The following is a 14365-nucleotide window of genomic DNA, read 5'->3' as shown; positions in this document are numbered from 1 at the left end:
AACCACTTGATATGCTGAGATGTTTCGTACATCAAAACTTTAAAAATGAAAAAATGGGCGAAAATTTCAAGAACACGACGTCATAATGCAACCGGGTGTCGATTTTATCCTGTTTTCCATGTAAGGGCTCCGCTAAGTGGAAGGCCACTATATTCAGTGCGCTGGTATCAGCGCTAAAGAACAAGGGAGATACCGCCGATGAAGGTCCTCGTACCAGTCAAGCGCGTGATCGATTATAATGTGAAAGTTCGCGTCAAAGCGGATGGCAGCGGTGTCGATCTTGCAAATGTCAAAATGTCCATGAACCCTTTTGACGAAATTGCCGTGGAAGAGGCGATCCGCCTGAAAGAATCTGGTAAAGCAGAAGAAGTGGTTGCGGTTTCCATCGGCGTAAAGCAAGCGCAGGAAACCTTGCGCACAGCGTTGGCCATGGGCGCAGACAGAGCTATTCTTATTGTGGCAACAGAAGATGTTCACAATGATATCGAACCACTAACCGTTGCCAAACTGCTCAAAGCTGTGGTTGATGAAGAACAACCCGGTCTTGTTCTGTGCGGCAAGCAGGCGATCGACAATGACATGAACGCGACGGGTCAGATGCTGGCCGCCTTAATGGGGTGGAGCCAGGCAACCTTTGCCTCAGAGTTGGATATTGACGGCGACAAGGCAGTTGTGACGCGTGAGGTCGATGGTGGATTGCAGAAAATCAGTGTGGCCATGCCAACGGTTGTGACCGTTGATCTACGCCTGAATGAGCCACGCTATGCATCGCTTCCAAATATCATGAAAGCCAAGAAAAAGCCGTTGGATGAGAAAACACCGGCAGACTACGGCGTGGATGCGACTGCTCGGCTGCAAATTGTGAAGACAGAAGAGCCGGAGGCCCGCAAAGCTGGTATCAAAGTTGGCTCGGTAGAAGAACTTGTGACAAAACTCAAAGATGAAGCGGGGGTAATCTGATGGCTGTTCTTCTTCTGGCAGAAGTCACCGATGGTGAGCTGAATATGGATGCAACGGCCAAGGCGGTCACTGCGGCCAGAATTTTGGGCGATGTAACTGTCCTGTGTACGGGCGCATCCTGCAGCGCGGCAGCTCAGACGACGACCAAAATTGACGGCGTATCGAAGGTGCTATGCGCTGAAGACCCATTGTATGGGCATCGGCTGGCCGAGCCTGTGGCGGATCTGGTTGTATCTTTGGCAGGTGAATATTCGCATATTGTCGCTCCGGCGACGACTGACGCGAAAAACATTTTGCCCCGCATCGCCGCTCTTTTAGATGTTATGGTGATCTCTGATGTCTCCGGAATTGTTGATGCAGACACGTTTGAGCGACCGATCTATGCAGGCAACGCCATCCAGACGGTTAAATCATCTGACACCAAAAAAGTCGTCTCTGTCCGCACATCTACATTTGATGCGGCGGGGAACGGCGGCAGCGCTTCGGTTGAAAATATCGCTGCAGCAACCAACCCCGGCCTGAGCGAATGGGTCGAGGACAAAGTTGCGGAAAATGATCGGCCAGAGCTGACATCGGCAGGTATCGTCGTGTCAGGTGGGCGTGGTGTCGGATCGGAAGATGACTTCGCGATGATCGAGAAACTGGCTGACAAGCTAGGCGCGGCTGTAGGCGCGTCCCGTGCGGCGGTTGATTCAGGCTATGCACCGAATGATTGGCAAGTGGGCCAAACCGGCAAAGTGGTTGCACCGGATCTTTATATTGCTGTTGGGATTTCAGGAGCCATTCAGCACTTGGCCGGAATGAAAGACTCCAAGATCATCGTTGCAATCAACAAAGATGAAGAAGCACCTATCTTTCAGGTTGCCGATTACGGTCTTGTTGCAGACCTTTTTACAGCTGTACCGGAACTTATTGAAAAACTCTGACAAGAGCTGTTACGTTTAATTTTAAAGGCCCGCTATGATGCGGGCCTTTTTCATCTGCATGTTTTCGCAATTATATCCGAAACCTAGCTACTGCTTTTCGGCCTGCCCCTACAGAACGCTTTCCAGTTTTTCGGCAATCAACATATGAACATCCGGCCCATACAGCTCCTTGGCTGATCCGGCCTCAAGAGCTGGAAAAAGCATGCCATCTGTCCCCTGAACCAGCAATTCAGGCGGGACATTGACCTCCACCACTTCGGTTACGAGTGGGCGCATATACTCGATCATATCCCGTTCGATAAATAACGGGTTCGCCCCCGTAGATATATCATCTGTCTGATCCCCGTCATCCGTCACCCATAGCAGCGCGGTGCGCCCATCGATCTTTTTCAACATCTGCTCCATACGGCAGGCCCAAGCACATTTTAGCTCTGCCTCAACAACAGCAAACCGTTCCGGCGAGAGATCCTTCAAGGCCTTCAGCATATGCCGCGTGAAGGAAAACTCGGAAAAATCCACGTCTCGATATATTGTTTGCAATAGGCCGGAAGCTTTCAGAAACCTGTCATTGCGCCGTGGATGGACCGAGTAGAAACGGTTTGACATATTTTGCGCGCCTAAGACCTGAATAACCGTGGTTCTGGCTTTCCCACATAATTCCAGAATACTGGGTTCATTCATGAAAGCATCAACACCGGCATTCACAGCGCCAAAATTTGCACAAGGGATGCCCAAACGCGTTTCTAGTAAAAAAGGAAAAGGCGTCTCGACATATTTTCCATATGTTTCAGTCCCGCCAAGAAATGCGTGATAGTAGCCCTTCAGCGATCGCTTTGGTCCGCGGAACAGAAGTTTTGACGCGCCGTAGCGACACTGATGATAGTCAATTGGGCTTTCACCCGGTCTTTCATAGGCCATTATCCCACCTTTCTGCGACTTACCCGAAGCCACGATACCGGCAAGCCCTTGCCAAAAAGCTAAACGCGGTATTTGCATAAATTTTTATGGGTTTCGCCCCCTTGCGCCTTGCGTTTGGCGCGGCATATCCTCTGCATGATTTCAGCACAAAGGCAGAGATAATGGAGATCGCAAAAGTCGGCGTTGTTGGCGCAGGACAGATGGGAAACGGGATCGCTCATGTATTGGCTTTGGCCAAGTATGATGTAATTCTGAATGATGTCTCTCAGGACGCGCTTTCTGCAGCGCTCAGTCAGATTGAACAGAATCTCGACCGGCAATTATCGCGAGGCAAGATTTCAGAAGACGAAAAAGCGCAAGCGCTTGGAAAAATATCCACCACGTTGAAGTTGCCAGAGCTTGGGGCAACAGACCTTATCATTGAGGCGGCAACTGAACGTGAGACCGTGAAAACGGCAATTTTCGAGGATTTGCTGCCGCATCTTCAGCCCCACACGATCCTGACGTCGAACACATCTTCGATCTCTATAACGCGCTTGGCCTCGCGCACCGACAGACCGGAAAAATTCATGGGATTTCATTTTATGAACCCGGTGCCGATCATGCAGTTGGTCGAACTGATCCGGGGAATTGCAACAGATGAACCGACCTATAATAGCTGCCTTGGTGTGGTGGAAAAGTTAGGCAAAACCGCCGCCTCTGCCGAGGATTTTCCCGCTTTCATAGTAAACCGCATCCTCATGCCCATGATTAACGAGGCGGTTTATACGCTGTATGAAGGGGTCGGGTCGGTTGCCTCGATTGATAGCTCCATGAAACTTGGGGCAAATCACCCTATGGGGCCGCTTGAGTTGGCAGATTTTATCGGACTTGATACCTGTCTGGCGATCATGAATGTGCTGCATGACGGGCTGGCCGATACAAAATACCGCCCCTGCCCGCTGCTGACAAAATATGTTGAGGCTGGTTGGCTCGGACGTAAGACAGATCGCGGTTTCTATGACTACCGACAAGACCCCCCAGTACCAACGCGGTAAATAGCATTTTTGGGTGCAGGTTAAGCCTGATCTTTCAAGGCTAACGTCCGCTCGCGCAACCAAGCGACAAAGCCACGCGGATTGCTGGCCCATGATTTGATCTCTTCCGCCGTGAAAGGATGACCAACGATGGGTGCTTGCGGCTTATTGAGCGCATGGCGCACTTCGTAGATCAGCAGGCTTTGCCGTAAGGTGGGGGAAATCTGATTTGCCATCTGATACCAGCGTGAATTCTGGCCCTGAAAGAAGATGGGAACCACAGTCGCATCAGATCGTTGGATCATTTTCGCCGTAAACGGGTTCCAATCAGCCTCAATCGCAGACCCGAAATATGTTTCTGATGCAGCCACAACCCCGGATGGGAAAAGAACAATCACCCCATCATTTCCCAGATGTTCCATCGCCTTTCGGCGCATCTCAAGGTTTTGCTTTAAAGCGTCTTCTTCATGAAGAAACGGAACAGGTATCATAAATTGATCAATGGCGTTGACGCCGGTTAGCAGAGACCTGGTCAGGATCTTGTAATCCGTGCGCACGCGACCAATCAGTTCAGCCAGAACCATACCATCTACAAGCCCATGCGGATGGTTTGCGACTATAATCACAGGTCCAGTTTTCGGGATACGGTCCAGTTGTTCCTGTGGGGTCAGCAGGTCTATGCCCATAACCGTCAGAGCATCTTCCCAAAACCCCTGACCAAATCGCACGCCACCCTTTTCGAATTTGCGGATCAGGCGAAGCAATACATACTTACCGGTCAACCATTCAATCACCCGGATCGTGTTAGCTTTCCATGGATTGGTGAACGTGTTGGCATAGGACAAGTTGCGCTTGTCATAGGGTACATATTCCGGGTGCCCCTCTTCCACATCAGCGGCAGAGGTCATCTCGGCGGCTTTGACCGTATCGCGGCTCAAACCGGCTCACCAAAGCGGTCGGAGATCAGATCGTTCAAAGCTCTTATCAACGCGTCGGCATCATCACCATCAGTTGTGACCTTGATTGACGATCCACGCGATGCGGCAAGCATCAATAGACCCATAATACTGTCACCGGACACATCCATTCCATCTTTCGACACTGTTGCCTTAGCCTGGAACTGTTCAACCACTTCTACAAACTTCGCCGAGGCGCGGGCATGCAGCCCTTTTTCATTGATAATCTCGAATTGACCTTCAGCCATTTCCGGCCAATCCGTTAAAGCTATTTATGTATTTTCGACCGGCTTGCATGGCAGAGTCAACGGCTTGTCCAACCTCCAGGCTGCGACATTTGGCAAGTTTGATCAGCATCGGAAGGTTTGCTCCGTAAAGGATGCGGCGATTGTCCGGATTACAGGCGCGCAAGGACAGATTGGACGGAGATCCGCCAAACATATCCGTCACCACAACCACCCCCTGCCCTTCATCTACAGCATCAGCGGCGGCGCAAATCTCGTCCTGCTTGATTGTGCGGTCATGATCTTCTTCAATAGTGATCGCACGAATACCCGATTGCTTGCCAACCACATGTTCAATGGCGGCAAGGTATTCCTTTGCCAGCCCACCATGTGCCACGATTACAATCCCAATCACCGTTTATGCACCCTGCGTCACAGCGGTCTCACCCAATCCCCGCCGCTCAAGTTCCCGATGTCTTATAGATACCTGCCAGCCCTTGTTTGCAAGGGCCTTGCCCAACATTTCCGCAACGGCAACCGACCTGTGTTGCCCCCCAGTACAGCCAAACCCGATTGCAAGATAGGATTTGCCTTCCTCCTTATAGGCGGGCAGTAGAAATTCCGACAAATCCTGAACCCGAGCGAAAAAAGCGTCAAATCTTGAGTCAGAAGTCACGAAGTCCACAACTTCTGCCTTACGTCCATCAAAACCGCGTAAATCATGCTGCCAATGGGGATTATTCAGGAAGCGGCAGTCAAACACCATATCCACCCCACGAGGCATACCCCGTTTATAGGAAAACGACTGAACCGATACAGCCATTTGGACCGGCTGAGATTCCGAAAACCACGTTTCAAGCTCTGCTCTAAGATCATGAGGGCTTAGAGCAGACGTATCGATTAGAAAATCCGCCCGCGTGCGGATTGCAGCCAGCACGTCTTTCTCGCGCAAAATACCATCCAAAGGGGTATCATCGCGCGCCATAGGATGTTTGCGGCGTGTCTCGGAATACCGCCGGATCAGAACCTCATCGCGCGCGTCCAAATACAAAACCTGGCTCTGGACCATGTCATTTGCCACTAAGCTATCCAAAAGTTCAGTCAGGGCAGAGGTGCTGAAGTCCCTATTACGCACATCTACCCCTAGCGCCAAAGGGCTGCTGAGGGGTGGGCCATCCAGAACGCGCGGAATTAGGGATAGCGGCAGGTTATCAATCGTTTCAAACCCCATATCTTCCAAGGCATGAAACGCAGTGGACCGCCCTGCCCCGGACGGGCCACTTACCAACACCAGCCTGTGCAATGGATTTACTGGATGGACCAAAGCGCGTTCCTTCGATTTACTCACCACATGTTCCTTTAAGGTAGTGAAAAATTGCCGAAGGGAAATGCGAAGCCTCAACTTTGTGAAGTAGCGGTAACTTGTGCCCCGAAACATTACCATAGCGCTGCTGCGGCAAACGCTCTGTTTCGGTCTGCCCCATATCGATCAGTAGGACCAAAGGGGCCGGATCGCCCATTAGAACATTCAGCAACCCAATACCTCGCGCTTCAATTTGGGCTGGAAGCGTTTCAGGCCTTCGAGCCCAAAGAGCGCCGTTCTTGTCAAACAAGACAACCTGATCATCAGAAATCAACCTTGCGCCCAAGGCCATAACTTGCAGTGCTAGCGCAGACTTCCCGCTACCAGATGGCCCGGTAATCAGCGCAGCCCTTCCTTTAAAAGCTATGGCTGTCCCATGATATGCGGTTGCCACGGTAAAGTTACCTGTTAGGTGGGCAAGCCAACAACAAACCGTGCCCCCAAAGGTTCCGATGTGATATCCGCGTTGGTCGGACGGATGTTTTCGGCCCAGATCACACCATCATGGGCTTCGATAATCTGCTTTGAAATCGCAAGACCTAGCCCTGAATGGTTTCCAAACTGCTGCTCTGGTCGTTCAGAATAGAATCGGTTGAACACTTTACCCAATGCCTGATCCGGAATACCCGGCCCTGTATCTTCGACGACGACAAGAACGCGGTTGTTACGACGCCGCGCCCAGATTCGCACAGCATCTCCATCCTCACAAAAAGACGTCGCGTTGGTGATCAGATTGACAAAAACCTGCGCGAGACGGGCTTCTAGCCCATGTATGACAATAGGCTCATTCGGGATGTCCTTGACGAACTCCACACCTTTTTCTGAAGCCTGCTGCCCCAGATACTCACTTAGGTTATGGAGCATCTTCATAAGGTCGAAAGGTTCTTCTTCTTCCTTAACCAATTCACTATCAAGCCGGGAGGCATTCGAGATGTCGCTGACCAGACGGTCAAGACGTCGCACATCATGTTCTATCACCTCCAGAAGACGGCTCCGCTGCTCAGCTGTTTTGGCGACATGCATAGTACCCACCGCCGATCTGAGCGAGGCCAGCGGATTCTTGATCTCATGCGCAACATCCGCAGCAAATTGTTCGTTTGATTCAATCCGCTCATACAGAGCTGACACCATACCGCGCATAGCACCGGATAGACGTCCGATCTCATCCGGGCGCGCTGTCAGGTCCGGGATACGCACGCGGCCTGTACTGATACGTCCGGAATGCTTCTCGCGCCCAAGCTCAGCTGCTGCGGCCAAATCGGACAAGGGATTGGCAATCGTACTGGCCAGCACCAGTGATAACCCGATAGAAACCAGCATGGCGATTACGAACATCTGCAGAACCTGCTCACGCTCATAGCGTACAAGCTGGTCAATCTGCCCTGCGATGGTCGTCAACGCAATGACGCCAACGGTTGAGCCACTGTGTTGAATGGGCGTTACAACCGAGAAGATACTGCGCCCGGTTTCATCCAAGCCGGTCTGGACCCGGGTTTCGCCTGCAAGCGCTGCCTGTAAAAGTTTTCTGGCATCCTGCTCTCCCGAGGTCGCTGCATCTGGTAGGTCGCCAGACCCCACCGCGCCAGCCAGCGACTCCCAAACCGAGTTTAGAAAGCTGGTAATCAATGTCGTGCGGCCCTCGGGCTGCAACGCTTCAGCCCCTTCCAAAACGGGTCTTTCCTGACCTTCGGTGGTCGCAACAAGCGCTTCGGACGAGGAAAAAATATAAAGATCTATGCCGGGTGCTATATCCAGCTTTGACAAGGTTGTCGCCAGATCAATACTGAAACCGTTATTATCGAGATCAACAGGAACACCGTCTGGCAGCCTTGCCTCAAAAACGTCAGCTATCAATTCAGCTTCGGCAACAAGACCGGCTTCGCGCTGCGTAACCAGACTGTCCCGAAATGGATTTAAGAACAGAACACCTGCAACCAGAACAATCAGAGCCATCAGGTTGAATGTGATGATCTTGCGAGCCAAAGGAGAACTGTTCAGCGAAATATAACTTCGCTGTGCTCGCTTGGTCCTCAGCTCCGTTTCGACTGCATCTTCGGACGCGGTCCAGTCTTCGCCCATAACCAAGTCTGCAGTGTTTGCCGGTTTCCCGTCTGCCACGGCTATCCTCGACGCTATGGTCCTACGACCCAAATTTGTTTCAACTGATGTTGGCCAGTTACAGCGCTCAATTTACTCTTCGTTATATCTGTAGCCAATACCATATAGTGTCTCAATCGCCGAAAAGTTATCATCGGCTGTGCGCATCTTCTTCCGCAGACGCTTGATATGACTGTCGATAGTGCGATCATCCACATAAACCTGATCATCATAGGCTACATCCATCAGCTGATCGCGGCTTTTTACAAACCCCGGTCTCTGCGCAAGAGCCTGAAGCAGCAGAAACTCTGTTACGGTCAGCGATACATCCCTACCCTTCCAGACAACGGTGTGGCGCAGCGGATCCATTGTTAGATCACCCCGAACCATAACCTGACTGACATCAGGCTCTGCGCCTGCGTCATCCTTTGCGACAGCTTCCTTGCGCCGCAGAAGCGCGCGGATACGTTCCACAAGAAGGCGCTGCGAAAAAGGTTTACGCACGTAATCATCTGCACCCATACGAAGACCCAGAACTTCGTCAATCTCATCATCCTTTGAAGTCAGGAAAATGACAGGTATCTCACTTTTTTGACGCAAACGCTGTAACAGATCCATGCCGTCCATGCGTGGCATCTTGATATCCAGCACAGCCATATCGGGCATCTTGCGCGTAAAAGCATCAAGCGCGGATTGACCGTCATTATAGGTTTCCACTTCAAAACCTTCGGCTTCAAGTGTCATCTGAACCGAAGTCAAAATGTTTCTGTCGTCATCCACCAATGCAATTCTGGACATAGGTATTCCCTCATACTGCACGTTATTTATTTTACCCACACTCTCAGGCTTCGGATGCCGAGAATCAATGAAATTGTTCCGAATCGCCCCCTAATAACGGTTTATTTCAACACTTCACCATGAGAGTTTGACTAAATTGCCGCAGTTCGCGCCCATGATAACGCTAACTGCCTGTACTCTGCCGGTTCCCACTCAAATCTCACATTGGTATATATAGTGTAACTTCTCCGTCGGAGTAGTGCGCACGACCCAGATCTTTCGTGCGGTTCAGGACCAGCGGGATCAGACCACCGCACTGGAGCTTTGCAAATGACACACGGACGCGTAAATCCAACACATACGTTGGAAACTCAGGGGATTCATGGGTTGGGGGACGTGTTTTACAACTATCTGGAACCTGCTCTTATTGAACAGGCACTGATCCGCTCCGAGGGGACACTTGGAAAAGGTGGTACATTCCTTGTGACAACCGGAAAGCACACCGGGCGATCACCGAACGACAAATTCGTCGTGCGCACCCCCGATACTGAAGAAAACATCTGGTGGGAAAACAACGCCGCGATGGCCCCGGATGCGTTTGATCAGCTACACGACGATATGCTCGCCCATATGAAAGGCCGCGATTTCTTTGTGCAGGATTTATTCGGCGGTGCTGATCCGGCTCATCGCCTCAATGTGCGTGTTGTGACCGAACTTGCATGGCATGGCCTTTTTATCCGCCATCTTCTACGTCGTCCCGACGACAGTGAGCTGGCCACCTTCGTACCTGACTTCACGATTATCAACTGTCCCAGCTTCAAAGCCGATCCGAACCGTCACGGCTGCCGCTCAGACACTGTCGTTGCTCTGAACCTTCACAAGAAAATGGTTCTGATTGGTGGCACAGCTTATGCGGGCGAGAACAAGAAATCCGTCTTCACCCTGCTGAACTATCTGCTGCCCGAAAAAGGTATCATGCCGATGCACTGCTCTGCCAACCATGCGCCTGGCAATCCTGCGGATACAGCCATCTTCTTCGGCCTATCAGGAACAGGTAAAACGACTTTGTCGGCTGAGCCATCACGCACCCTGATCGGCGATGATGAGCATGGTTGGTCTGATCGAGGTGCATTCAATTTTGAAGGTGGCTGCTACGCGAAGACAATCAATCTGAGTGCCGAGGCAGAACCCGAAATCTACGCGACCACTGAAAAATTCGGTACAGTCATCGAAAACATGGTATTTGATCAGGACACCAAAGAGCTCGACTTCAAAGATGATAGCCTGACCGCTAATATGCGCTGCGCATATCCGCTACACTACATTTCAAATGCGTCTGACACAGCACTTGGTGGCCATCCGAAAAACATCATAATGTTGACCTGTGATGCGTTTGGCGTGCTGCCCCCCATTGCGCGACTGACGCCTGCGCAGGCGATGTATCATTTCCTATCAGGCTTCACGTCCAAAGTGGCTGGTACAGAACGTGGCGTGACCGAACCTGAGCCGACATTCTCGACCTGCTTCGGTGCGCCCTTCATGCCACGCAGACCCGAGGTCTACGGTAAGCTGTTGCAACAGAAGATTGCCAAGCATGGCTCAACCTGCTGGTTGGTCAATACAGGCTGGACCGGCGGGGCCTATGGCACCGGATCGCGGATGCCGATTAGGGCGACACGTGCATTGCTATCCGCAGCGCTTGACGGATCCCTGAAAGATGCTTCGTTCCGCAAAGACCCTAATTTCGGATTTGAAGTTCCAACATCCGTAGAAGGTGTCGCCGATATCCTGCTTGACCCGCGCCGCACATGGGAAGAGCCCCTGACCTATGATACGCAAGCCGCAAAACTGGTGCAGATGTTTGCGGACAACTTTGCACAATACGTGCCTTATATTGACAATGATGTGAAAGACGCAGCGATTGGCTAATCATCTGGTGCGGTTTTGGCCATTTGTCTTTCTTACAGCGGCTTGCGTCGTTGCGGGAACGCTTTGGGCAAAAACGTCGGAACCTTACTTCGATCCTGATGTAATGATAGATCTGGAGTACGGCCTGATATGTCCGGATAGTGCGCACCGCAAAGTCCCGGCACCGGATACGGTTCTGGGCTACATCAAACAACGGGATCAACCGCAGCACATCGTTGTAAACACCCAGATCGTTCCGATGATCCGGGGCATAGGGTTTGGCATTAGAATACGCACAACTGGACCCGTGTTCGAGGATGCAACCGTAATCATCCAACATCCCGCCTTTCCAGACAGCAATGCAACACGCGAAAGCTGGAACTCGGGTTTTGGGCCGGAAAACGCCTCGCTCAACTTCTTTACCTTCGAATTCCCATTCGAAGAAGTCACAGGCACGTGGACGCTTGAGGCAAAAGCAGAAGGCAAAACGCTCTATCGAGTGTCCTTTGAAGTTGTCGAACCTGCAACTGTGCCGCATCTGGCCAATATATGTGCGGGCACCGTGATCAGTTAGGTCCCGATCAAACCGCGCCGGATCAGATTTGCCCCAGCCAGCAACAACACAACCAAAGTCATACGTTTGAAGAGCTTCTGATCAATCCGGTCCTGCAATTTAAACCCAAGCCAGATGCCCAGAACAGCGGGCGGCAACATCGCAAATGATAGTGGCAATGTCTCCCACCGCAAAACACCCGATTGCAGATGTGCAAAGAAAAGCACGAGCGCGCCCAGCCCATAAATCGTCCCCTGCACCCGCATCTGATCCACTTTTGGCGTATTGATTGCTGTCAGATAGGTCACGGTCGGTGGGCCCCATACCCCTGATACGCCGCCAATACTTCCTGCGAAAGCACCAACCCCAGCCTCCAGCAGACGTGAGTTGTGATCGAATTTCGGCTGCCATCCACTCAGCAAGATAAATGAGAAGAAGATTACCGGCACCCCGATGATTAGGAACAGCGCATTAATCGAAACCAGCGGCACCAATTGCGCCGAGATCACCAAAAACACCGCGCCAACACCCAGAAACAAGCTAAATTTCTTGATTGAACCTATGGCTTCCCGCGGACCTTGCCGCAGCGCCTGCATTCCATTGGTAACAACAGTCGGGATGATCAACCCTGCCAAAGCCAACTCTGGCGACATGAATGTGCTAAGGCCTGAAATCAGGATCATAGGCATGGCAAAACCGACAAGCCCTTTCACAACACCAGCGAATACTGCAATCAGTATTGCGAACGCGAAGGTCAGAGGGGTCAGGATCGAGAATATAAACTCCATCTTTTCCTCTTATCTCGTACTGCGCCCGTCTGCATTTGGAAAATCGCTGCGACACTTTTGTTCAATTACATTATCTCAAAAGAATTATTATTGCGCTGCACTTGCGAAAGGATTATTTCCTAGGGAAACCTGTTATAGAGGAGAGGATTCGACCGATGGCCCATGACGGACAAGAAATGCCTTTTGAAACCGCTGACGCCCCGATCATTCCCGAGCTTTTGAATTTGACTGCGCAGGCAATTGCACCTGTCGAAGCTGTACTTGCACGTGCAACTGATATTTTACGCGAAAAAGTTATCCATAATGGCCGTGTTTCAGGTAATTTGATCGAAAAGCATCAAACCGCTGCCCATGGTCTTGCATGGCTTGCCACGTACACCGAGGCGCTGCGCCAGATGCAAAATTGGGCCGAAGGTCTGCAATCCAATGGCAAATTTGGTGAGATCGAACAGCTGCTCCATCAGATCGCTTTTGGTGAATATCTCTGGCAGCTTTATGGTGGTATCCCCATGTCCCAAGGCGAAATGCTGCGCTTGCAAGATATTGGGCTGACCCAAGACGACCAGCGCGGGATGATGAGCCCTGCCATCATGACGCTTACACAATCCGGTAATACCCAAGCCGCCCGCACACGCCTTGTCGCGCTGATGCAAGAGCAGTCGGCCAACATCACTGTCGGCGTCTCCGGCCTTGATGACGAGCTGGAGATGATCCGCGAACAATTCCGCCGGTTTGCGATCGAAAAAGTGGAACCTTACGCTCATGACTGGCACTTAAACGATGATTTGATCCCGATGGAGATCATCGAAGAGCTTGCAGAAATGGGTGTATTCGGCCTGACCATCCCCGAGGAATATGATGGCTTTGGTCTGTCCAAAGCATCAATGGTCGTTGTGTCAGAAGAGCTGTCGCGTGGTTATATTGGCGTGGGTTCCCTTGGCACGCGCTCGGAAATCGCTGCCGAACTGATCCTGTGCGGCGGCACCGATGCGCAAAAGGCAAAATGGCTGCCAAAGCTCGCATCTGCCGAAACTCTGCCCACTGCTGTCTTTACGGAACCCAATACTGGTTCTGACCTCGGGGCTTTGCGGACGCGCGCGGTAAAAGATGGCGACGATTACAAAGTGACTGGCAACAAAACCTGGATCACACACGCCGCGCGCACTCAGATCATGACCCTTCTGGCCCGCACCGACCCGTCGACAGACAACTACAAAGGTTTGTCCATGTTCATCGCCGAAAAGACCCCCGGTGACGACGCCAACCCTTTCCCCACTGACGGCATGACCGGCGGTGAGATTGAGGTACTGGGTTATCGCGGAATGAAAGAGTACGAGCTGGCCTTCGATAATTTTCACGTCAAGGGCGAGAACCTCTTGGGTGGCGCGGAAGGTCAGGGCTTCAAGCAACTGATGCAAACCTTCGAATCTGCCCGCATCCAAACCGCCGCGCGTGCAGTGGGTGTCGCCCAATCTGCGCTAGACATGGGTATGCAATACGCACAGGACCGCAAGCAGTTCGGCAAATCACTGATCAACTTCCCTCGCGTCTCGGGCAAACTGGCTATGATGGCAGTAGAAATCATGGTGGCCCGTCAGCTGACCTATTTCTCGGCCAATGAGAAAGACAATGACCGTCGCTGTGATCTGGAGGCTGGAATGGCCAAGCTATTGGGCGCACGTGTGGCATGGGCCTGTGCCGACAATGCGCTGCAAATTCATGGCGGCAACGGTTTTGCGCTGGAATATAAAATCAGCCGCGTCCTATGTGACGCACGCATCCTGAATATCTTCGAGGGGGCCGCCGAAATACAAGCCCAAGTGATAGCACGGCGGCTTTTGGGCTAAGGTTTTCATGTATTCAGGCGCGGGAAATGTGC

The 14365-nt window shown here is 51.8% G+C and carries 15 protein-coding genes; 6 read left to right on the top strand and 9 right to left on the bottom strand.

Translation table 11 applies throughout. The features are described from left to right. The first annotated feature begins 198 nt into the window (after nucleotides 1–198). On the top strand, nucleotides 199–960 hold the full coding sequence (locus ACZ1HF_RS16465) for an electron transfer flavoprotein subunit beta/FixA family protein (protein ID WP_472658524.1): 762 nt from the start codon (nucleotides 199–201) through the stop codon (nucleotides 958–960). Further along, nucleotides 960–1886: an electron transfer flavoprotein subunit alpha/FixB family protein gene (locus ACZ1HF_RS16460; RefSeq protein WP_472658523.1), complete on the top strand. Its 927-nt coding sequence runs from the start codon at nucleotides 960–962 to the stop codon at nucleotides 1884–1886. The genes ACZ1HF_RS16465 and ACZ1HF_RS16460 overlap by 1 nt, the downstream gene beginning before the upstream one ends. A 108-nt stretch (nucleotides 1887–1994) precedes the next feature. Here ACZ1HF_RS16460 and ACZ1HF_RS16455 read toward each other — a convergent pair whose 3' ends face one another. After that, entirely contained in the window at nucleotides 1995–2804 is an 810-nt protein-coding gene (locus ACZ1HF_RS16455) for a DUF6473 family protein (RefSeq protein ID WP_472658522.1), read from the bottom strand. Nucleotides 2805–2965: 161 nt separating this feature from the next. On the opposite strand from ACZ1HF_RS16455, the gene ACZ1HF_RS16450 reads away from it, so the two are divergent. Continuing rightward, nucleotides 2966–3841, top strand: coding sequence for a 3-hydroxybutyryl-CoA dehydrogenase (locus ACZ1HF_RS16450; protein ID WP_472659075.1), 876 nt, complete (start codon nucleotides 2966–2968; stop codon nucleotides 3839–3841). A 20-nt stretch (nucleotides 3842–3861) separates the two neighbouring features. Here ACZ1HF_RS16450 and ACZ1HF_RS16445 read toward each other — a convergent pair whose 3' ends face one another. The 7 genes from ACZ1HF_RS16445 to ACZ1HF_RS16415 all read right to left on the bottom strand — a co-directional run bounded on the left by ACZ1HF_RS16445 (nucleotide 3862) and on the right by ACZ1HF_RS16415 (nucleotide 9258). Then, entirely contained in the window at nucleotides 3862–4728 is an 867-nt protein-coding gene (locus ACZ1HF_RS16445; RefSeq protein ID WP_472659074.1) for a lysophospholipid acyltransferase family protein, read from the bottom strand. Between the two features lie 26 nt (nucleotides 4729–4754). Next, complete coding sequence (locus tag ACZ1HF_RS16440; RefSeq protein ID WP_472658521.1) at nucleotides 4755–5024, bottom strand: HPr family phosphocarrier protein; 270 nt, start codon at nucleotides 5022–5024, stop codon at nucleotides 4755–4757. After that, entirely contained in the window at nucleotides 5017–5415 is a 399-nt protein-coding gene (locus ACZ1HF_RS16435) for a PTS sugar transporter subunit IIA (protein ID WP_472658520.1), read from the bottom strand. Before ACZ1HF_RS16435 ends, ACZ1HF_RS16440 begins: the two co-directional genes overlap by 8 nt. Before the next feature lie 3 nt (nucleotides 5416–5418). Next, nucleotides 5419–6324, bottom strand: coding sequence for an RNase adapter RapZ (gene rapZ / locus ACZ1HF_RS16430; RefSeq protein WP_472659073.1), 906 nt, complete (start codon nucleotides 6322–6324; stop codon nucleotides 5419–5421). A 16-nt stretch (nucleotides 6325–6340) separates the two neighbouring features. Beyond that, a complete protein-coding gene (locus ACZ1HF_RS16425; RefSeq protein ID WP_472658519.1) occupies nucleotides 6341–6757 on the bottom strand; it encodes an HPr kinase/phosphorylase in 417 nt (138 codons plus the stop codon). A 14-nt stretch (nucleotides 6758–6771) separates the two neighbouring features. Beyond that, entirely contained in the window at nucleotides 6772–8442 is a 1671-nt protein-coding gene (locus ACZ1HF_RS16420) for a sensor N-terminal transmembrane domain-containing protein (RefSeq protein ID WP_472659072.1), read from the bottom strand. Nucleotides 8443–8553: 111 nt separating this feature from the next. Continuing rightward, nucleotides 8554–9258 (bottom strand): response regulator transcription factor, encoded by a 705-nt coding sequence (locus ACZ1HF_RS16415; RefSeq protein ID WP_472658518.1) that lies wholly within the window; start codon nucleotides 9256–9258, stop codon nucleotides 8554–8556. Between the two features lie 309 nt (nucleotides 9259–9567). Between ACZ1HF_RS16415 and ACZ1HF_RS16410 the strand changes: the two genes are divergently transcribed. Together ACZ1HF_RS16410 and ACZ1HF_RS16405 are read left to right on the top strand one after the other, a co-directional pair. Beyond that, nucleotides 9568–11166 carry a phosphoenolpyruvate carboxykinase gene (locus ACZ1HF_RS16410; protein WP_472658517.1) on the top strand — a complete coding sequence of 533 codons (1599 nt, stop codon included), beginning with the start codon at nucleotides 9568–9570 and terminating at the stop codon, nucleotides 11164–11166. Then, the gene (locus tag ACZ1HF_RS16405; protein ID WP_472658516.1) at nucleotides 11159–11719 is read left to right on the top strand and encodes a DUF3859 domain-containing protein; all 561 of its coding nucleotides are present in this window, start codon (nucleotides 11159–11161) and stop codon (nucleotides 11717–11719) included. Before ACZ1HF_RS16410 ends, ACZ1HF_RS16405 begins: the two co-directional genes overlap by 8 nt. Here the strand turns inward: ACZ1HF_RS16405 and ACZ1HF_RS16400 are convergent. Continuing rightward, entirely contained in the window at nucleotides 11716–12486 is a 771-nt protein-coding gene (locus ACZ1HF_RS16400) for a sulfite exporter TauE/SafE family protein (protein ID WP_472658515.1), read from the bottom strand. The genes ACZ1HF_RS16405 and ACZ1HF_RS16400 overlap by 4 nt on opposite strands. A gap of 155 nt (nucleotides 12487–12641) precedes the next feature. On the opposite strand from ACZ1HF_RS16400, the gene ACZ1HF_RS16395 reads away from it, so the two are divergent. Further along, a complete protein-coding gene (locus tag ACZ1HF_RS16395) occupies nucleotides 12642–14333 on the top strand; it encodes an acyl-CoA dehydrogenase family protein (protein WP_472658514.1) in 1692 nt (563 codons plus the stop codon). Nucleotides 14334–14365 lie beyond the last annotated feature (32 nt).

The organism is Litoreibacter sp. GN1-5 (assembly GCF_055693805.1).
Note: the sequence above shows the minus strand (reverse complement) of the source record. Positions and strands in the feature narration are given on the sequence as shown.